Origin of the sequence: Streptomyces sp. NPDC007929, assembly GCF_042959065.1 — a bacterium.
Lineage (GTDB): Bacteria > Actinomycetota > Actinomycetes > Streptomycetales > Streptomycetaceae > Streptomyces.
In genome coordinates this window covers 72238-89868 of the sequence record NZ_JBIBKD010000003.1, presented here as the reverse complement: position 1 = coordinate 89868, position 17631 = coordinate 72238, and the positions used below count along the sequence as shown (strand labels likewise).

General features: G+C 69.5%; 16 protein-coding genes and 4 pseudogenes. 6 read left to right on the top strand and 14 right to left on the bottom strand.

Annotated elements, in window-relative coordinates; translation table 11 throughout:
• Positions 1–20 precede the first annotated feature (20 nt).
• Both ACFZDE_RS09960 and hemL read right to left on the bottom strand, forming a co-directional pair.
• Positions 21–719 carry a histidine phosphatase family protein gene (locus ACFZDE_RS09960; RefSeq protein WP_391199110.1) on the bottom strand — a complete coding sequence of 233 codons (699 nt, stop codon included), beginning with the start codon at positions 717–719 and terminating at the stop codon, positions 21–23.
• A complete protein-coding gene (hemL, locus tag ACFZDE_RS09955) occupies positions 716–2032 on the bottom strand; it encodes a glutamate-1-semialdehyde 2,1-aminomutase (RefSeq protein WP_391199109.1) in 1317 nt (438 codons plus the stop codon). Before hemL ends, ACFZDE_RS09960 begins: the two co-directional genes overlap by 4 nt.
• Positions 2033–2541: 509 nt before the next feature.
• On the opposite strand from hemL, the gene ACFZDE_RS09950 reads away from it, so the two are divergent.
• Positions 2542–2979 (top strand): hypothetical protein, encoded by a 438-nt coding sequence (locus tag ACFZDE_RS09950; RefSeq protein ID WP_003974483.1) that lies wholly within the window; start codon positions 2542–2544, stop codon positions 2977–2979.
• Between the two features lie 67 nt (positions 2980–3046).
• On the opposite strand, the pseudogene ACFZDE_RS09945 reads toward ACFZDE_RS09950, so the two are convergent.
• Positions 3047–3409: pseudogene (locus ACFZDE_RS09945) on the bottom strand (tyrosine-type recombinase/integrase); the annotation flags it as partial.
• Positions 3410–3477: 68 nt separating this feature from the next.
• On the opposite strand from ACFZDE_RS09945, the pseudogene ACFZDE_RS09940 reads away from it, so the two are divergent.
• Positions 3478–3846: pseudogene (locus tag ACFZDE_RS09940) on the top strand (DUF6879 family protein).
• On the opposite strand, the gene ACFZDE_RS09935 reads toward ACFZDE_RS09940, so the two are convergent.
• From ACFZDE_RS09935 to ACFZDE_RS09900, 8 genes and pseudogenes are all read right to left on the bottom strand, one after another.
• On the bottom strand, positions 3819–4568 hold the full coding sequence (locus ACFZDE_RS09935) for a methyltransferase domain-containing protein (protein WP_391199106.1): 750 nt from the start codon (positions 4566–4568) through the stop codon (positions 3819–3821). The pseudogene ACFZDE_RS09940 and the gene ACFZDE_RS09935 sit on opposite strands and share 28 nt — an antisense overlap.
• Positions 4565–5293 (bottom strand): hypothetical protein, encoded by a 729-nt coding sequence (locus ACFZDE_RS09930; RefSeq protein ID WP_391199105.1) that lies wholly within the window; start codon positions 5291–5293, stop codon positions 4565–4567. Before ACFZDE_RS09930 ends, ACFZDE_RS09935 begins: the two co-directional genes overlap by 4 nt.
• A 116-nt stretch (positions 5294–5409) precedes the next feature.
• Complete coding sequence (locus tag ACFZDE_RS09925; RefSeq protein WP_390992607.1) at positions 5410–6261, bottom strand: hypothetical protein; 852 nt, start codon at positions 6259–6261, stop codon at positions 5410–5412.
• Between the two features lie 31 nt (positions 6262–6292).
• Positions 6293–6823 carry a GNAT family N-acetyltransferase gene (locus ACFZDE_RS09920; protein WP_390992604.1) on the bottom strand — a complete coding sequence of 177 codons (531 nt, stop codon included), beginning with the start codon at positions 6821–6823 and terminating at the stop codon, positions 6293–6295.
• Positions 6824–6849: 26 nt separating this feature from the next.
• Positions 6850–7470 carry a PIG-L family deacetylase gene (locus ACFZDE_RS09915; protein WP_391199102.1) on the bottom strand — a complete coding sequence of 207 codons (621 nt, stop codon included), beginning with the start codon at positions 7468–7470 and terminating at the stop codon, positions 6850–6852.
• Between the two features lie 176 nt (positions 7471–7646).
• Positions 7647–8061: pseudogene (locus ACFZDE_RS09910) on the bottom strand (transposase); the annotation flags it as partial.
• Between the two features lie 284 nt (positions 8062–8345).
• Positions 8346–8723: a metalloregulator ArsR/SmtB family transcription factor gene (locus tag ACFZDE_RS09905; RefSeq protein ID WP_391199099.1), complete on the bottom strand. Its 378-nt coding sequence runs from the start codon at positions 8721–8723 to the stop codon at positions 8346–8348.
• A gap of 47 nt (positions 8724–8770) precedes the next feature.
• Entirely contained in the window at positions 8771–9832 is a 1062-nt protein-coding gene (locus ACFZDE_RS09900; RefSeq protein ID WP_391199096.1) for an NAD(P)-binding domain-containing protein, read from the bottom strand.
• A 105-nt stretch (positions 9833–9937) separates the two neighbouring features.
• Between ACFZDE_RS09900 and ACFZDE_RS09895 the strand changes: the two genes are divergently transcribed.
• Positions 9938–11302, top strand: a complete 1365-nt coding sequence (locus tag ACFZDE_RS09895; protein ID WP_391199094.1) for an FAD-dependent oxidoreductase — start codon at positions 9938–9940, stop codon at positions 11300–11302.
• A 33-nt stretch (positions 11303–11335) separates the two neighbouring features.
• Positions 11336–11794, top strand: coding sequence for an ArsI/CadI family heavy metal resistance metalloenzyme (locus tag ACFZDE_RS09890; protein ID WP_391199091.1), 459 nt, complete (start codon positions 11336–11338; stop codon positions 11792–11794).
• Between the two features lie 594 nt (positions 11795–12388).
• Here ACFZDE_RS09890 and ACFZDE_RS09885 read toward each other — a convergent pair.
• Positions 12389–12502 (bottom strand): annotated as a pseudogene (locus ACFZDE_RS09885) (flavoprotein); the annotation flags it as partial.
• 311 nt (positions 12503–12813) lie between these two features.
• Between ACFZDE_RS09885 and ACFZDE_RS09880 the strand changes: the two are divergent.
• A complete protein-coding gene (locus tag ACFZDE_RS09880; protein ID WP_391199088.1) occupies positions 12814–13563 on the top strand; it encodes a dienelactone hydrolase family protein in 750 nt (249 codons plus the stop codon).
• Positions 13564–14042: 479 nt separating this feature from the next.
• Here ACFZDE_RS09880 and ACFZDE_RS09875 read toward each other — a convergent pair whose 3' ends face one another.
• Together ACFZDE_RS09875 and ACFZDE_RS09870 are read right to left on the bottom strand one after the other, a co-directional pair.
• Positions 14043–14369 (bottom strand): DUF6087 family protein, encoded by a 327-nt coding sequence (locus ACFZDE_RS09875; protein ID WP_391199086.1) that lies wholly within the window; start codon positions 14367–14369, stop codon positions 14043–14045.
• A 176-nt stretch (positions 14370–14545) separates the two neighbouring features.
• Positions 14546–16099 (bottom strand): alpha/beta fold hydrolase, encoded by a 1554-nt coding sequence (locus ACFZDE_RS09870; RefSeq protein WP_391199084.1) that lies wholly within the window; start codon positions 16097–16099, stop codon positions 14546–14548.
• A 357-nt stretch (positions 16100–16456) separates the two neighbouring features.
• Between ACFZDE_RS09870 and ACFZDE_RS09865 the strand changes: the two genes are divergently transcribed.
• Positions 16457–17515 (top strand): helix-turn-helix domain-containing protein, encoded by a 1059-nt coding sequence (locus ACFZDE_RS09865; protein ID WP_391199082.1) that lies wholly within the window; start codon positions 16457–16459, stop codon positions 17513–17515.
• Positions 17516–17631: the final 116 nt, after the last annotated feature.

Here is a 17631-nt window from a genome sequence, read left to right as displayed (position 1 = left end):
CTGTCGCTGCGGGCGGACGCCTACGCCCCGAAGGCCTTGGCCTGCCCCTTCACCGGCTTGGCCCCGGCGAGGAGATGGGCCGGGACCAGGTCGCGGGCCGGCTCGGTGTAGCCGACGGAGACGATCCGGTCGCCCTGGTACGTGAAGGTCGTCAGCGAGGCGAGCGTGCACTGGCGCTTGCGCGGGTCGTGCCAGAGGCGGCGGCGCTCGACGTACGAGCGGACGATCCAGATGGGCAGCTGGTGGCTGACCACGACCGCCTCGTGCCCCCGGGCCTTGTCCTTCGCCGCGCCCAGCGCGCTCATCATGCGCACGACCTGGTCGACATACGGCTCACCCCAGGACGGCCGGAACGGGTTGACCAGGTGCTTCCAGTTGCCCGGCTTGCGCAGCGCCCCGTCCCCGACGCCGAACGTCTTGCCCTGGAAGATGTTGTCGGCCTCGATCAGCCGCTCGTCGGTCGCCAGATCCAGCCCGTGCGCCTTGGCGATCGGCTCGGCCGTCTCCTGGGCCCGCTCCAGCGGCGAGGCGACGACATGCGTCACATCCCGGCCGGACAGGTGGTCGGCGACCCGGTCGGCCATACGGCGGCCCAGGTCGGAGAGGTGGTAGCCGGGGAGGCGGCCGTAGAGGATGCCGTCCGGGTTGGCGACCTCGCCGTGCCGCATGACGTGGACGACGGTGATGTCCTCGCCGCTGTTGTTCCGCTGGTCGCTCATGCCGTGGCCTCCGCAGCCGCCCGGGCCGCCGCCGGAAGGGCGTCGGCGATCTTCTGTACGGCCCGCTCGTCGTGCGCGGTGGACACGAACCAGGACTCGAAGGAGGACGGCGGCAGGTAGACGCCGTCGGCGAGCAGCGAGTGGAAGAACGCGGTGAAGCGGAACGACTCCTGCGTCTTGGCGTCCTCGTAGTTGCGCACCGGCCGGTCGGTGAAGAACACCGAGAACATGTTGGAGGCGTTCTGGAGCGTGTGCGCCACGCCCTCCTTGGACAGGGCGCCGGTGACGAGCCCCTGGATCTCCTTCGAGACGGCGTCGACCTTGGCGTAGGCGGCGTCGTCGAGGAGGCGCAGCTGAGCGAGACCCGCGGCGGTCGCGACGGGGTTACCGGAGAGGGTGCCGGCCTGGTAGACGGGCCCGGCCGGGGCGAGGTGGGCCATCACGTCCGCCCGTCCGCCGAAGGCCGCCGCCGGGAAGCCGCCGCCCATGACCTTGCCGAAGGTCATCAGGTCCGGGACCACGCCGTCGACCCCGAACCACCCGGCGCGGCTGGTCCGGAAACCGGTCATGACCTCGTCGGAGACGTAGAGCGCGCCGTTCTCGGCGCAGATGTCCTTCAGGCCCTGGTTGAACCCGTCGGCGGGCGGGACGACGCCCATGTTGCCCGGGGAGGCCTCGGTGATCACACAGGCGATCTCGCCGGGATGCGCCCGGAAGGCCTCACGGACGGCGTCGAGGTCGTTGTACGGCAGGACGATCGTGTCGCCGGCCTGCGCGCCGGTGACGCCCGGGGTGTCGGGCAGCGCGAAGGTGGCGACGCCGCTGCCGGCCGCGGCGAGCAGCGAGTCGACGTGCCCGTGGTAGCACCCGGCGAACTTGATCACCTTGGTGCGCCGGGTGAAGCCGCGGGCGAGCCGGATCGCGGACATGGTCGCCTCGGTGCCGCTGGAGACGAGCCGCACCTGCTCCAGCGGCGCGACCCGCGCGACCATCTCCTCGGCGAGCGCGACCTCGCCCTCACCGGGCGTGCCGAAGGACGTACCGCGCGCGACGGCGTCCTGCACGGCGGCGATGACCTCGGGGTGGGAGTGCCCGAGGATCATGGGGCCCCAGGAGCAGACGAGGTCGACGTACTCCCGTCCGTCCGCGTCGGTCAGATAGGGACCGGTGCCGGACACCATGAACCGCGGCGTGCCGCCGACGGCTCGGAAGGCCCGCACCGGGGAGTTCACGCCGCCGGGCGTGACGGCCGCCGCGCGGTCGAACAGAGCCTGCGAGGCCGGTGCTTCATACGGATATGCCAGTTCACTCATGACCTGCGACTTCTCCGACCTTCTCCGACGCTGTCGGGCTCCGGGTGCCAGTGACCTGTTCAGGGTAGGCCAGGGGGGTGCGCGGGCGGGGCAGCGGGACAACCGGCCCCGGGGCCGCCGTCGTCTGAGAGACTGGTCTCTGATACACACAGCTCGAACGGCCCGGGTGGTCGGAGGCTGCGGAGATCCTGCGGACGGATGTTTCAGCGCACGTTTCGGCGGGCGGCCGTGGGGGAGGTCACTGACACGATGATCGGGTTGCGCGGCGGGGGCGACGCGTTCTGGAAAAGCAGTCGGGTGGAGATATGCATCGCGGTGGCGGACTGGGCGAGGGGACCGATGACCTGGGTCCTCGACGTGCCCGGCGGGGAAGGCACCGGCGCGAGGCGGAGGACGCTCAGGAACCGCGTCAGACACAGAGTCGGCCGGGTGAACCGGAGCGGGCCGCCGGACGTACTGAACGCCAGGTGGACGATCTTTCGGCCGGGAGCAGCGGGAATGGTGGTCGGGTGGGGGTGACGTACAAGTACTTCGGTGCGCCCGACGGCGCGACCGCGGCCCGCGTCCCGATCTCCATGCGCCCCGAGGAGCTCGGCGGCGACGAGCTCGGCATGAACGGCATGTTCACGAAGATCAAGCCGGAGACCATGGCGGCGATGGTCCTCACGGGCATCGAGGGCGTCCCCCTGCACAAGGTCCCGCCCCTGGAACTGGTCGTCCTGCACCCCGACTACGCGGTGGTCAAACTCCCCATGACGGTCGTCGACCCGCTGCGCGGCATCGGCGAGGAGGCGGTGGGAGCGGCGGCCTTCATCTGGTCGACGGTCCCGGACCGGGGCGGACCGCGCGACGCGTTCAATGTGTACCAGCTGCTGCACGAGTGGCAGGACTTCAGCCATCGGCTGCACGAGGCGGGGCATCAGCCTTATTGCTTGGTGTGGCCCTGAGCTGGGGTTTCGTGGAGTGCGGGCGGGGTCTTCGGGCCTCGCCCTTTTGCTTGCCGGGGAGAGGCCGTCAGGCGGCCAGGGCACATTGAGGGCACATTGGTTTTGCTGGGGGTGGTGATGTGCCCTGGGCGCCGGGCCGGTCGTCCTCGCCTTCGGCGTCGGCTTCTGCCTCGGCTTCTGTGAAGACGTCGTCGATCGCCTTGCGGGTGCGGGTCTCGCTGGACGGCAGCAGGTGTGTGTACGTCCGGAGCGTGAAGCCCGGGTCCGAGTGGCCGAGGTACTCGGAGAGCGCCTTGATGCTCTCCCCCGCGTCCAGGAGTACGGAAGCGTAGGCGTGCCGGAGGGCGTGCATGCCGTCTTCCGGGGCCGCCTGGAGGTAGCGCGCTCCGCGCTCGCGGGGAGGGATCACGTCGGCGGCGACCAAGGCTCGCCCCGGACACGAGTCGGTGGTGGAGATCCCCCGGCGCATGGTGCAGTTCTTCCTGGAGGTGAAGAAGGGTGACGACGACTCCGGCGTTTGAGGAGCTGTTCCGCGACTGCCAGAGGACCGCGGTCCACCTGGAGATGCGCGACGCCTACATGAGTCGGACCCGGCCTTCATCGACTGGAAGGCCGGACAGGACCTCGACCCCGCAGAGCGCTGGGCCGACTGGCACACCCCTCGACTCCATTGTCGTCCTCGTCAACCACTTCGACGGCGACGGCGAGAACATGGAAGTGGAACTCACCGATGCCCCCGAGGTGGCGAGGCTCTGCGAGTCAGCCTTCGAGGCCGTGTGGCAGCGGGCGACACCTCACGCCCAGTTCGAGTGGGTGGCCAAGTGGTGGCGGCGACTGGATCAGCTCCGGTACCGGGCAACGGTATAGGCGCCCGGGCCAGTCAGGGTGCCACGTTCGAAACCGTCGGTCATTTCGACGACGTCGAAGCCGGCAAGCGTGGCGTACAGATCCAGTTCGCGCGGTGCGAGGACACGTCGGCGGATCACGTCGTGGGCTTCCTCGCCAGAATCGAGCACCCAGCGGCGACGCATTGTGTTGATCTGTGTCCGCAGGTCCCACTCGTAGTTGATGGTCACGCTGGCGGTTCCCAGTCCCGTCGCGATGCTGACGTGCTGCGGTTCGGAGCGCTCGGTGGGGGCTACCGGGCAGCAGAGAAGGAGAAGCGTCCCTGGGCGGGCATGCGCAGCGAAGGTTTGGAACACCGACTGGATGCCTTGGTTGTCGTGCACGTAGGCGAGTGAGTTGCCCAGGCAGGCCAGGACGTCAGCGGTGTGGCCGAGCCGGACGGTGCGCATGTCGCCCGTCCGTACATCCAGCTGGGGCCGCGTCCGCCGTGCGTAGTCGACCAGGCCGGGCTGGAGATCCACCCCGACGCAGTCGTAGTGCTGTGCCAGCAGTTCCAGGTCCCTGCCTGTGCCGCAGCCGAAGTCCAGCAGGGTTCGTGTGTCCGGGCGATGACGGTCGATGAGCTCTCGGCAGATACGGACGCTGTCACTGTCGGACTGCACGGCGTCGTACAGCTCGGGGTCTCGGTAGAAGAGGTTGGACGCTTCCAGGTGATCCGGGTCTGTGATGTGCAGGCTGCTCATGCAAGGCTCCGCAGTCCGACTTCCAGGGCGAGTGTGTCGCACAGCAGGTCGGGCACCACGGCGGCGCGTTCGGCGTGGTCGCGGGCCCGGACAAGGGCGTCGGGATCAACGTAGCCGAGGTCGACCAGCAGCGAGTCGTGGAGCATGTCGTCCAGGAGCGGAAGTCCGTAGGTGCGCAGGCCCGACTCCATGACCGCGAGGAAGTTCTCCGGCTCGGTGGGGGCCGCGACGGACTCCGGCAATCCCGCGCGCCGCAGCCGGTCGCGGAACATCGCCTTGCCGCGCTTGTGCTCGTGGGGCAGTTGTTCCATGAACCGGACCATCCGAGGGTGGGCCAGCGGGGCTACCGGCCAGATGCCGAACCTCAGGTAAGCCGGATTGTGCAGTCCGAAGGCCATGAGCGTGGGCACGGGGAGAACGGGGACGGGGGCAAGGTTCTCGTTCACCTGGGCCAGGGCCTTGGTGGCCTCTTCCCCTAGCCATGGCACGGCTTCGACCGCGGGCAGTTCGGCGTTCGTGCGCGAGTGGTGGGCGTTGACCTCGTCCCCACCGCCTCCCGTGAAGATCACTTCACTGCCGCAGGCGGCCACGTGCCCGCGGACGACGTCGAACGCCTCCTGGTAGAAGGCACCTGCCGGGTCGTGCGGCAGTCTGCGCTCCCGTACTCCACCCGGCACGAACGGCGGATGCTGCATGGCCGGGACGGCGGTGTCCCGTAGTCCCAAGTGGTCCACCAATGCACGGCGCCGATCTCGCTGTAGCCGACCGATCCGGCCGCCCATGAGCAGCCCGAAGGTGTGCACGTAGCCGAAGCCGGCAGCTGGCCCTTGAACGCGCGAGGCTAGAGCGTGAATGGCTGCCCGTCGACGATGCCCGTCTGCAACCGAGTCCCGCCGCTGTGGGTGTCGACCTGCAGCAGGAAGGCGTAGGGACGCTGTCGGCACTTACGCGCGATCCGACGCCAGTTGGCCAGCAGGAAGGTAACACTGGCCTGGGTGGCGGCGTCGCTGCTGCCGGCGCAGATTGTGATCCGCAGTCCTGACACATGCGCCGGGAACGACTGGATGGTCGCGATCTCTGTATCGGGCGAACTGCCCCGGCCCGCGAAGAAGTGCCCGCTCAGCGGTCCCGTCTTGACCCTTAGGCCCCATTCGCCGTCGCCGTTCTGCTGCTCGGGAACTGCCTGGGCGAGCGGGTGCCTGAAGCCCAGTTCCGTCAAATGGTTGTAGACCGGGCCGCCGATCAGCACCAGACTCCGGCCCGCCATATGGCTGGGCAGGTGCGCGAAGGGCTCCGTTGAGGCGGTCGCGGCGGCGAGAGTATTGCTGGACGGGCAGAACTCGGTGCCTTCCACAGGACCGGCCGCACCGATCCGGCCGGACGGCAGGACTGGCCTGCGAGGGCGCAACAGCCGTACCAGAGGATCGGTGAGGGAATCCCGTAGGGCGACCGCGGCTTCGAACTCACGACGGGAGACCACATTGCCGACGAATCCGTTGAGCCGGTAACCGCCGACGGTTCCCCCCTCCCGCACCACCATGTCCGGCAGCACGATAAGCAGTCGGCGACCGTCGGAGGCACCGAGGAGATGCGCCAGACCGCGCGTCTGCCGGCGCAGCAGCACGTAGCCCAGTCCCAGCGCCAGCGCCGACCAGAGCAGGTCGGCCATAAGGTTCTCGAGGATCGCCGTCACTTGCATGCGTACCGTGCCGATATGGGAGGGGTCACCAGATGTCTCCGCTTCGCATATCGGTTGTAAGATCGGCATCGGGGTCGATCGTGCTGTTCGCGGGGAGGCGGAACATGACCGCTCCGCGGTCCGGAGCCTTCGGGCGAGTGACGGGCCCGTCGTCGACGAAGGTTGGCCCTCGCCACTTCTGCCAGCCCTGCCGCTCGTAGAAGGCGTACTTGCTCGCGGCGAAGACGCCGATGTCGTAGTGCAGCCGGATCTCCGCAGTGGCCATGGCCACGACAACACTGCCGAGTCCGCGATGGCGTAGCTTGGGAATCGTGGCCATGGACTCCCCGTACACTCCGTTCAGTTCCCGGGTGCCCTGCCGGAAGTACCGTTGCACCAGGGCACCGTGGCAGACGAGTTCGCCGCGGTAACGCAGCAGGTAGTGCAGGCCGCCGAGGCAGTGTTCCCAAGACGTCTGGCTGTAACGCGGGAACGACTCCTGGAGCATCGCCCGCAGCTCGCTGCGCCCGGTTTTGCCGAGTTCCTCGGTACGACGCACCTCGACAGTGAAGGACATGGTCGCATCGCCTTCTGTTCGGGTCGTCACGCGGCCGTACCGAACGGCAGCGTGAAGCGGAGAGGAGAAAACATCTCGGCGTGGCTGCAGCCAAGACGAGTGCCGTGTAGCAGGGCTCGGGCGCGGACCGACTCGGCCGCCAGTTCCCTGCGGCCGCGGAGCTGAGAAGCGTGCGTGGCGAGAAGGTCGGTCTTTCCCTCAATCACCGAGCCGATGTCAGCTCCGATACCGGAGGACAGCAGGGGTGAGCGCGGCGACTCGAACAGGAGCACGTTCGGCAGGTGCCGGGTCGCGATCCGCACCGCTCGGTGAGTATGCAGGTGGTCCTGATGGGTGTCCTCCGGCAGATGCGTGTAGACGAGGTCCGGCGCACTATTGGCGACTTCCGCCTCAATGCGGGTGACAAGGTCGTGCAGTGGTCCCGGGTAGCCGTCGGGCAGCTCGAGCATCACGGCCTTCGCACCGAGGAACTCCGCAGCCCGAGCCTGTTCGATGGCGCGTTCCACGGCGTCACCGCCCAGCGCCCCGTCGGTGACCACCAACAGCGTGATCGACGCGCCCTGATCCGCATGGCGTAGCAGCGCGCCACCGCAGCCGAACTCGATGTCGTCCGGATGGGCCCCGACTGCCAGCACTCTTTCCCACATGTACGTCCCCCGTCGAGCGCGCAGCCCTAAGTTCCGTGAACGTCACTATGTGCGGGGAAGTGATCCAAATCTCATGCAGTAGATGTAAATACTTGCTATCTACGGCTTTTGGATGATCTATGGGTGCGGCAATAGGCGCTTTGCGGATCCACATGCCGCCGCGTTTACGACCTCTGCACCTGCCCGTCCGCGTCCGGCGCCGCGTCACCGGCCAACCGCCATACGTGTTCGCGTACTTCAGCACAGGCGGTGCGCAGCGCGGCCAGGACCCGCTGTCCACCAGCTGCCAGCTTGCCGATCAGCCGGGAGACCGTCGGGTCGGAGGCCACCGGCCCGAACACGGCTGGCTCCGCCCGCAACATGCCTACATCGGCCAGGCAGTCCCCGCCCAGCACCACTGCGAGCGCGACATCCAGCAGGATCGTGCACCGACCGTGGCTTGCGCTACGGCACCAGCGCCGCTGCTATCGCCGCATCCATACCGGACTTGCGGACCGTCTCGACCAGCAGCACCACCCCGGCCTGCGAAACCACCCCGCGACCGCTGCCCTCGACTCGGACACGTGGATAGGACCCGATACGCTTTTTCACCTGGAAAGTACCTCCGCCGGTGGCGGGAACCAGGACCTGAGCAATCCTCATTCTCACTGGTCAGCGGCACTCTCTGCATTCTTGATCACCAGGCGGACAGCCCGCCTCGTGAAAGCACGAGGCTAACCGCGCAGTTACGAACCGGCCGGACCCGCATCCGTCGCCACAGACATGTCCGCCGGCCATGCTGTCGGGTGCGCTGCAGCCTTCTGTGGCAGACCCTTAGGGCGAGCCCAGTTAGACCCGCCATCGTCCGGCCTACCCAGCCCGAAACGTAGGGGCGGTCAGGCAGCAGCCGGCCCCATGGTGAGCAGCTTGCCCATGGCCGCCAGCACCGACGGCTCGACCCGGTAGTACACCCAGGTGCCGCGCCGCTCAGAGGACAGCAGCCCGACCTCCTTGAGCTTCTTCAGGTGGTGGGAGACGGTCGGCTGGGAAACCCCGACGTCGGAAATGTCGCAGACACACGCCTCACCGGCCGCGTGCGAGGCCACCGCCGAGAACAGGCGTAGCCGCACCGGGTCGCCCAGCGCCTTGAACATCCGCGCGGCCGTCTCGGACTCCGCCGCGGTGAACGGGCGCTCGGTGAGCGGCGGGCAGCATGGCGCAACGGCCTCGGGTCCCTCGGCCTCGATCAGCGGCAGCACCTTCGTGTTCGACATGCATCTATGTTGACATACGTCGAACCAGTGGGCGAGGGGCGTATGGCTCAGCCGCGAGCAATGTGAGCCGCCAGGCGGCGCGCCACGCGGGCGGCGTCCCGGCCGACGCCGCGCAGGGAGTTGGATGACAGGCTGCGCTGCCACTCAAACCCGACGAACACCAGACCCTGGTGGGTGACGGAGATGCCGTCGAGCTGCCGAGGGTGACCGGCGCTGTCGAGTGCGCCGTCCAGCTCGGCGAGGTAGGGCAGGTCCGGCCGGTATCCCGTGGCAAGCAAAATGGTGTCCACCTCCTCCCTCGTCCCGTCCACCCAGGCCACCTTGGCGCCGTCGACGCCGGTGAACAGTTCTCGCCGGTCCGGCGCACCCTTGGCGAGCGCGGCACGGTAACGGCCGTCATCGATGACCAGCTGCGTGGGAGGAGTGCGGACGAAGCGGCCGAGCGGGGCCGCGTCCAGGCCAGTGCGGGAGAGCCAGAAGTGCAGGTCGCGGCCGAGCATGCGCTGCCGGGCGAGTTTCACCGGACTCCGGCTGGCGAGCGTCACCCGGGCCACCTGGGCGAGCTCGGCGGCGATCTGCACCGCAGAGTTTCCCGCTCCGATCACGACGACCCGCTTGCCGGCGAACGGGGCCGGGCTGCGGTAGTCGGCGGCGTGCAGCACCGGGCCGGTGAAGCCGTCCACCCCCGGCAGCGTCGGCCGGTGCGGACGGCCGAAAGTGCCGGAGGCTGCGACCACGGCTCGCGTCGCCAGCCGACCGCCGTCCGCCAGTTCCACTTCGAAGCCGCTGCCAGTCCCATGCACCCCGGTGACGCGGCAACCAGTACGGATGTCGGTGTCCAGCCCCGCGGCGTACGCGGTCAGGTAGGCGATCACGTCGTCCCGGTGCGGGTAGCCGTTCGGATCCGCGCCGGGGAAGGGCATCCCGGGCAGCGAGCTGTAACTGGCGGGCGAGAACAGGGTGAGGCTGTCGTAGTAGTGCGGCCACGACCCGGCCGCCTGCTCTGACGCCTCCAGCACCACCGGCCTGATCCCCCGCCGCAGTAGGGCATGCCCTGTGGCCAGCCCGGACTGCCCGCCGCCAATCACCACGACGTCAGCGTGTTCCATCGAAGAACCCCAAAATTCGATGAATGTCTATGTTGACGCTCATCGAAGCAGGTGCCATGCTGGCCACGCCAGCCATCGACGAATGTCGAAGCAAAGGGGAGTCTCGTGACCGCGTCCACCACCGACCAGCTGCCCGTCGTGGTCATCGGTGCCGGCCCGATCGGCCTGGCCGCCGCCGCCCACCTCGTCGAGCGCGGCATCGAACCCCTGGTCCTCGAAGCCGGACCGTCCGCGGGCACCGCCGTACGCGACTGGGCACACGTGCGGTTGTTCTCACCGTGGGGCGAGGTCACCGACCCGGCCGCCGAGAAGCTACTCGCCCCCACCGGCTGGATGCGCCCTGACGGTGCCGCCTACCCGACCGGCGGCGACTGGGCCGAGCAGTACCTGCAGCCGCTCGCCGCCGTCCTCGGCGACAAGGTGCGCTATGGCGTCACGGTGACCGGCGTCGCCCGCGCGGGCCGCGACCGCATCGTCGACGCCGATCGCGACGAGCAGCCCTTCACCATCCACATCCAGGGGACGGACGGGCGCGAGGAGCGGATCACCGCCCGTGCCGTGATTGATGCCTCCGGCACCTGGTCCACCCCCAGTCCGATGGGCGCCGACGGCCTGCCCGCCCTCGGCGAGAACACGGCTACCGACCGCGTCTCCTACCGCGTCCCCGACCTCAAGGACCCGGCCGTCCGTGCCCGCTACGCGGGCAAGCACACCGCGGTCATCGGCTCCGGCGCCTCCGCCTTCACCGCGCTGGCCCACCTCGCCGACCTGGCCAAGGAGGAGCAGGGCACGCACGCGACGTGGATCTTGCGACGCGGCATCGGCGCAAACACCTTCGGCGGAGGCGAGGCCGACGAGCTGCCCGCGCGCGGCGCCCTGGGCCTGCGCGCCAAGGCCGCCGTCGAGGACGGCCACGCGAGCGCGGCCACCGGCTTCCGTACAGCCACTGTGGACCGTGACGGCGACCAGCTGGTCCTGATCGCCGAGGACGGCCGCCGACTGGACCCGGTCGACGAGGTCATCGTCCTGACCGGATTCCGCCCCGACCTGTCCTTCCTTTCCGAGGTCCGTCTCGGACTGGACGAGCGCCTGCAGGCGCCGACCGCCCTGGCCCCGCTGATCGACCCGAACGTGCACTCCTGCGGAACCGTCTACCCGCACGGCGTGAACGAGCTCTCCCACCCGGAGCAGGGCATCTACCTGGTCGGCATGAAGTCCTACGGCCGCGCCCCCACGTTCCTGGCGATGACCGGTTACGAGCAGGTCCGCTCCATCAGCGCCGCAATCACCGGCGACCGCGAGGCCGCCGAACGTGTCGAGCTGACCCTGCCCGAGACCGGCGTGTGCGGCGGCGCGGGCCTGTACGACGAACCCGACGCGGCCCAGTACAGCCAGGGCGGCGGATGCTGCGGCGCCCCCGCCACCCTGCAGATCGACACCGGAACTTCGACCGCCTCCGGCAGTTGCTGACCCAACAACCACCCATCGAGCAGGAGGTACGCCATGTCCCGCGTTCAGCTGGCCCTCCGCGTCGCGGACCTCGACGCGTCCGTCACCTTCTACAGCAAGCTGTTCGGCACCGAGCCCGCCAAACTCCGTGACGGATACGCCAACTTCGCCATCGCCGAGCCTCCGCTCAAGCTCGTACTGATCGAGGGCCCGGCGGGCGAGGACACCCGCCTGGATCACCTCGGCGTCGAAGTCGATTCGACCGAGGCCGTCCACGCCGCCACCACCCGCCTGAGCGAGGCCGGCCTGGCCACCACCAAGGAGGACAACACCACCTGTTGCTACGCCCTCCAGGACAAGGTCTGGGTGTACGGCCCCGGCCAGGAACCCTGGGAGGTGTACGTGGTCAAGGCCGACGCCGGCACCCTCGCCAAGCAGCAGGGCAGCACCTGTTGCACTAATCCGGCCGATGCCAACACCAAGGAACCGGCCGTCGCAGGCGGCTGCTGCTAACGCCGCCCCCGATGACCAACCTCCGCACCAGCAGGGCCGTGACCGGAACGGGGGATCGGTCACGGCCTCGTGCCGCGCTGTCGGCCCTCTGCCTGACGCAGGTCACCCGCTGCGGCATCGTCTACTACGCCTAATCCGCAGCTGCGTGAGGCGGGCGCCGCTACGACGGAATCTCGCGCCATCTACGCCACGACTCGAGTGAGCCCGGCGACGACGCCCACTACCCGTCCGCCAGCCGAGCAAGGTGCCCTCTGGTGAGAGGCCCCGAGGGCACATCCAGGGCACATGAGCCTGGGAAACGGCGTTGACCCGTGAGAACTGCCGAGAGGAGTCTTCCCAGGTCAAAGCACATTCCCCTGCGAAACACCAGGTCAGCGCCCTCCCATCACCAATCGCTGCACGAGTGGCAGGACTTCAGCCATCGGCTGCACGAGGCGGGGCATCAGCCTTATTGCTTGGTGTGGCCCTGAGCTGGGGTTTCGTGGGGTGCGGGCGGGGTCTTCGGGCCTCGCCCTTTTGCGTGCGGGGAGGGGGCGTCAGGCGGCCAGGGCACATTGGTTTTGCTGGGGGTGGTGATGTGCCCTGGGGCTTGCCGACGCCCATCTCACGTAGCCGTTCCAGGCTCTGGCGGTACGCGGGGTGGGCCGCCTGGGCCGAGTTCAGGTATGGCAGCACAGCGACCGGGATGTCCGTGGCGGGTGCTTCGGCTGCGACTACGACTGCGTTCATTAGGCAAGTGGGTTGTCGGAATCAAGGTTGTCGGGCAGTTCCGGAGTTTCGAAGCGAGCCCGGGATCTTCTGGTGTACTGGCGGCGACTCTCGTCCGGTGGGCTACGCTGCGCGGCATGACTACCGGGACGGCATTGCGCCACACACGGATTGGTGACCCGGTGCTCTTCTGAGCGCCGTACGGGCCGGTGAGGGCCCGTTGTTCGATCGAGGATCTTGCGCTGCTGCGCGGGCTCCGCCTCCTGTCGTGTTGATCACAGCTCGTCACGTCAACCACGACAGGAGAACTCATGCCCACCAAGACGCTGCACATTGCCACCGCGGACGGCCAGGCCGACGCTTTCGCCGCCTTCCCCGACGATGGTGAGCGGCACCCGGGGGTGCTGCTGTACTCGGACGCCTTCGGCTTGCGGCCCGTGCTGGCGGAGATGGCCCGCGAACTGGCCGGGCACGGGTACTACGTGCTCGTCCCCAACTACCTCTACCGGCACGGCCCGGCACCACTGATCGAACTTCCCGAGCACATCGGAGAAGAGGTCCGGCCCGCGGTCATCGCCCAATTGATGCCCTTGATCGAAGCGCACATCGCCGACGAACGTGTCCTGAGCGACGCAGACGCCTACCTCAAGTTCCTCACCGCACAGCCCGAGGTCAGCGCCGGACCTGTCGCGGTGACCGGCTACTGCATCGGCGGCCTCCTGGCGATGCGCACCGCCTCGGCCCACCCCGGCCAGGTGGCCGCCGTCGCCGGATTCCACTGCCCCGTGGTCGCAGACGGGCCCGACGGCCTGCACAGCCTCCTTTCCAAGATCACCGCCCAGGTCCACCTCGGCCACGCCGAAACAGACCTGACGCCCGAGACACTTGGCGAGCTCAATCAGGCCCTGGACACCGCGGGTGTCGGCTACACCTCCGAGATCTATCCCGGCACCGTCCACGGCTTCACCATGGCCGACACCGACGCCTTCAACCCCGCCGCGCTGCAGCGCCACTGGGACCGCCTGCTCCCCCTCCTCAACCGCACCCTGGCCAACCGCTGAGGCTCCGGCTCGGAAACGAAACCTGAAGTACACGGCTCCGGAGTCCCAGGGGTTTCGAAGTCGGTGTGAGGGCGGGCTGAGCCCGCCCTCACGTCCCCGCTGCACCTGCCGAGGAACGGGCCCCAGGGGCCTGTGAGTTGATCAGCGCTGCCAGGATGGAGAGTTGGTGCGGCTGCCAGGCAGTCGCACCACATCCGCGTTCTGGGTGAGTTCTTCCTTCGCCTGTTCCAACTCTGTGGTCGCCGTAGATCCGATGTTCCGCCACTGCTCAAAAGCCGTTCGAGGCGAACACCCGAGCTGGCCACCGGGTTCGCAGCCCCGTACCGGTGGGCAAGGCGTGGCTCTCGGGCACAGATTGGGACACCTGCGGCCCTGAGCCGGGGGCTGTTCGCGGGTTGTGAGGCGGGGGTCTGGGCTCCGCCTTTGTCATGTGAGGTGTCGCTCCACGCCGGCGGCAGCGGCAGGGGCGGCAGCGATGATCACCTCTGTGTCCGGCCGCTGCCGTCCGGCCTCGGTGCCTGGGGTTTGCGGTGCTTGCCGGTGCCGGAGGTGAGCGGCTTCGGCAACGGCGCTGATGGTGGGGGCTCGTTGGCCTCCGGGTACAGGATCGCTTGGGCCTCGGCCAGGCTGTCGGCGAAGCCGTACGGCTCCCAGGTGTGCCCGTTCCAGCGCTCGATGGCGCGGGGCGCACCGGGGTTCACATGTGATGCCCTCGGCCCGTCGCCGGTCACGACCGGCACGGCACGCAGTCGGCCGATCTTCGCGTCACGGCGTTCCGCCCACTCCGTCAGCGGTTCGTCGTCCATCCTGGCGTTCCTCGCGTCGGCGGCGGTTGTCTCAGGAGGGTAGCGGCCATTGCGGACCGCTCCACCGCGCCGGCACCCAACAGACGGTTTCGGGCCGGGTGGGGGGCGGTGCACGCCTGGGGTTCCTGTGAGCGGAACCAGTGTGCTGAGGGCCGCCCGGTGGATCCGTACGGGCCTCAGGACATGGTGCCCCGGCACACTGTTCCCGGGGCCGGGGTGCGGCCCGTGCGCAGGTACTGGTTGACGGCTTCCGTGACGCAGCGGTTCTGCGGGTACGTTCCGTGGCCCTCCTCCTCGGCCGTCAGGAGCACGCCGACACCGTCGCCCAGGGCGCGGGCCATGTTGCGGGCGCCGGGATACGGGGTGGTCGGGTCGCCGGTGCCGCCGACCACCAGGACGGGGGCCGCGCCGGGGGCGTTCACCTGGGGCGTGACGCGCTCGCCGTCGAACGGCCAGTCGTAACAGAGGTAGACGCCGGCGGACCAGGCCGCGCCGAAGACGGGCGAGGCGGCCTCGACGCGGGCCTCGTCCCGGTCGAGGCGTTCGAAGTCGGGGCGCAGGCTGGAGTCCGCGCAGGTGATCGCGGTCCGGGCGACGTGGTTGCTGTCGGGCGGGGTCGCCGCGCGGTCGGCGGCACCCAGGTCGGCCGCGCCGTCGCTCAGCGGACCGCCGTCGTTGTGGTCGATCAGTGCGGTGAGGGCCTTGGCGAGCGGCGACCAGCCGTCCGTGCCGCGGACGAGATGGTCGGCGACGCGGTGCGCGAGATCGTCGGCGTCCAGTTTCCTTCCGCCGCCGGCCGGGGCGGGCTTCTTCTCCAGGCGGTCGGCCAGGCGCGCCATGCGTCGTGCTGCCTCCTCGGGTCCGTCGCCGGTCGGGCAGGGGCGGATACGGGCCGCGCAGTGCGCGGCGAACCGGTCGAACGCCGCCTGGACCGCCTTGACCTGCGACACCTGCTCCTCGCTGAGGTCCTCGGTCGGATCGACGGACGCTTCGAGGACGAGCCGCCCGACGTGCGACGGGTACAGGTGGGCGTAGACCGCGCCGAGCGCCGTTCCGTACGAGACCCCGAAGTAGTGCAGCCGCTCGTCGCCGAGGAGGTAGCGCATCAGGTCGAGGTCGCGCGCGGTGTGCGAGGTGCCGACGTACGGGAGGAGCGCCCCGGAGTGCCGGGCGCAGGCGTCGGCCCCCTCGTAGCCGGTGTCGTCCGCGGTCTTTCCGCAGCGCACGGGGATGGTCGCGCCAACGCCGCGCGGGTCGAAGGAGACCAGGTCGTAGCGGTCGAGGAGCGGCTTGTACTGGTTGAGCCGGTCGGGCAATCCGCTCACGCCGGACACGCCGGGGCCACCGAAGTTGAGGACGAGCGAGCCGATGCGCCGGGCGTTCGGGCCGGTGGCCTTGTGGCGGATCAGGGCGACGTCGATCGTCCTGCCCTCTGGTTTCCGGTGGTCGAGGGGGGTCTTCATGACGGCGCAGTCGTAGCCTGTGCGCGCGGCGGGCGGCGAGGTGCAGCGGGACCAGTGGAGCTGCTGGCCGGTGGTGAGCGCGGTGGGCAGACCGGCGGGCGGGTTGCTCGCGGTGAACTCCGTACGCGGCTCCGCGCTCCGGCCGGGATCATCGCGCTGGAGCCAGGCGCCGACGGCCCCGATCGCGACGAGGACGATCCCGGCGATGATCAGCGCACCGGCCGAGAGGCCAGGTCTGCGGTTTCGTATCGGATGTGCGTCATTCATCGAAATCCCCGCGCTCCCGCCCCTGAAGGCCCGCCCCGTGTTCGCATGCCGTGCCCGCATGCCGTGTTCGCGATCGTCCGCTGCTCGTGATCGTCCGATCGTCGAACGAGTGCAGAGTACAAGCCGTCCACGAACAGCAGCTCGGCTTTGGCCTGATGAGCAATGAGGGCAGCGGATGCCGCGGGGATTTCCCTTGTGGAACTGGCGAGGGCGGCTGGGCTGCGGCATCGGAGTCGTCCGTGGTGCCGGGGTCGGGAGGGGTCGGCGTTGCCCGTTGTCGGCAGCGTTGCCTAGGGTCTTGGTGCCGGTGGTCAACGGGGGCCGTCGACGGTGTACGGAGCGTGCGGGAGGGGTGGGGTGGGCGAGCCGGAGGCGGGGGCGTGGCATCTGGAGGGGTATGCGGAGATCCTGGGTGAGGTGTCCGCGACGGGGCGGCGTCTGACGCGGGACGAGCTCGCCGCCCGGCGCGCCCTGGGTGAGCAGGCCGCGGAGCGCGGGCACAGCCTGCGCGGTCTCGTGCGGGAGCACCTCGCGGCCACCCGGGCCGCCTGGCCCGGACCCCAGGGCTCAGCCGAGAGTGTCCTGGCCGCGGTGGAGCAGGCGGTCGACGCCTTCGCCGAGGGGTACGAGCGGGCGCAGCGTCAGGCCGTGCGCGAAGAGGAGGCCGCGCGCCGGGAGTTCATCGACGACCTGCTCTACGGCCGCAGCGACCTGGGCCGTCTCGCCGAACGCGCCGAGCGCTTCGGTCTCGTGCTGTCCAGCGCACATGCCGTCGCGGTCGCTCAGGGGCGTGAGGCGTACGACGACGTCGCGCCGGTCACCCGCCGTATCGAGGCCGCGCTGATCGCACGGTTCGGCAACCGGCGCATCCTGCTCGCGACCAAGAACGAGCAGCTGGTCTGTATCGCTCCCGGCGACCAGGACGACGTACTCGCCTACTTCGCCAAGCAGGCGCACGTCGCCACGGACGACGGCCGGGTGGCCATCGGCCGCCCCCGGCCCGGCGCCGGTGGCGTGGTGCACTCCTACGAGGAGGCGCTCAGCACCCTCGAACTCGCCGACCGGCTGGGCCTGGACGATCCCGTCGTGCGCGCCGCCGACCTGCTGGTCTACCCGGTTCTCGCCCGTGACCGGCAGGCCATGGCCGACCTCGTGCTCAGCACCCTGGGGCCGCTGACGCGTGCCCGTGGCGGTGCCGAGCCGCTGCTCAACACGCTCCAGGCGTACTTCGACTCGGGCTGCACGGCGGCCGAGGCGGCCCGGCGCCTGGCGCTGAGCGTGCGGGCCCTGACCTACCGGCTGGAGCGCATCCACCAGCTGACCGGCGCCAACCCCGCCGATCCCGTGCACCGTTACACCCTGCAGACAGCCGTCATCGGCGCACGGTTGCTGGACTGGCCCGCCCAGGAGATCTGACGGGTGATCCTTCCCATAGGGAGGGCGTCCGTCAGGCCGTTCCGAGCCCGCTTCCGCCGAAGCGCAGCGGCAGGGCGAGCAGCGCGACCCCCGTGGTGCCCGGTCCGAGAAACCAG

Excerpts from the sequence above, each read along its gene's own strand:
- ACFZDE_RS09960 (WP_391199110.1), bottom strand. The coding sequence starts at position 719 with ATGAGCGACCAGCGGAACAACAGCGGCGAGGACATCACCGTCGTCCAC.
- hemL (WP_391199109.1), bottom strand. The coding sequence starts at position 2,032 with ATGAGTGAACTGGCATATCCGTATGAAGCACCGGCCTCGCAGGCTCTG.
- ACFZDE_RS09935 (WP_391199106.1), bottom strand. The coding sequence starts at position 4,568 with ATGAGCAGCCTGCACATCACAGACCCGGATCACCTGGAAGCGTCCAAC.
- ACFZDE_RS09920 (WP_390992604.1), bottom strand. The coding sequence starts at position 6,823 with ATGTCCTTCACTGTCGAGGTGCGTCGTACCGAGGAACTCGGCAAAACC.
- ACFZDE_RS09915 (WP_391199102.1), bottom strand. The coding sequence starts at position 7,470 with ATGTGGGAAAGAGTGCTGGCAGTCGGGGCCCATCCGGACGACATCGAG.
- ACFZDE_RS09905 (WP_391199099.1), bottom strand. The coding sequence starts at position 8,723 with ATGTCGAACACGAAGGTGCTGCCGCTGATCGAGGCCGAGGGACCCGAG.
- ACFZDE_RS09900 (WP_391199096.1), bottom strand. The coding sequence starts at position 9,832 with ATGGAACACGCTGACGTCGTGGTGATTGGCGGCGGGCAGTCCGGGCTG.
- ACFZDE_RS09890 (WP_391199091.1), top strand. The coding sequence starts at position 11,336 with ATGTCCCGCGTTCAGCTGGCCCTCCGCGTCGCGGACCTCGACGCGTCC.
- ACFZDE_RS09880 (WP_391199088.1), top strand. The coding sequence starts at position 12,814 with ATGCCCACCAAGACGCTGCACATTGCCACCGCGGACGGCCAGGCCGAC.
- ACFZDE_RS09875 (WP_391199086.1), bottom strand. The coding sequence starts at position 14,369 with ATGGACGACGAACCGCTGACGGAGTGGGCGGAACGCCGTGACGCGAAG.
- ACFZDE_RS09870 (WP_391199084.1), bottom strand. The coding sequence starts at position 16,099 with ATGAATGACGCACATCCGATACGAAACCGCAGACCTGGCCTCTCGGCC.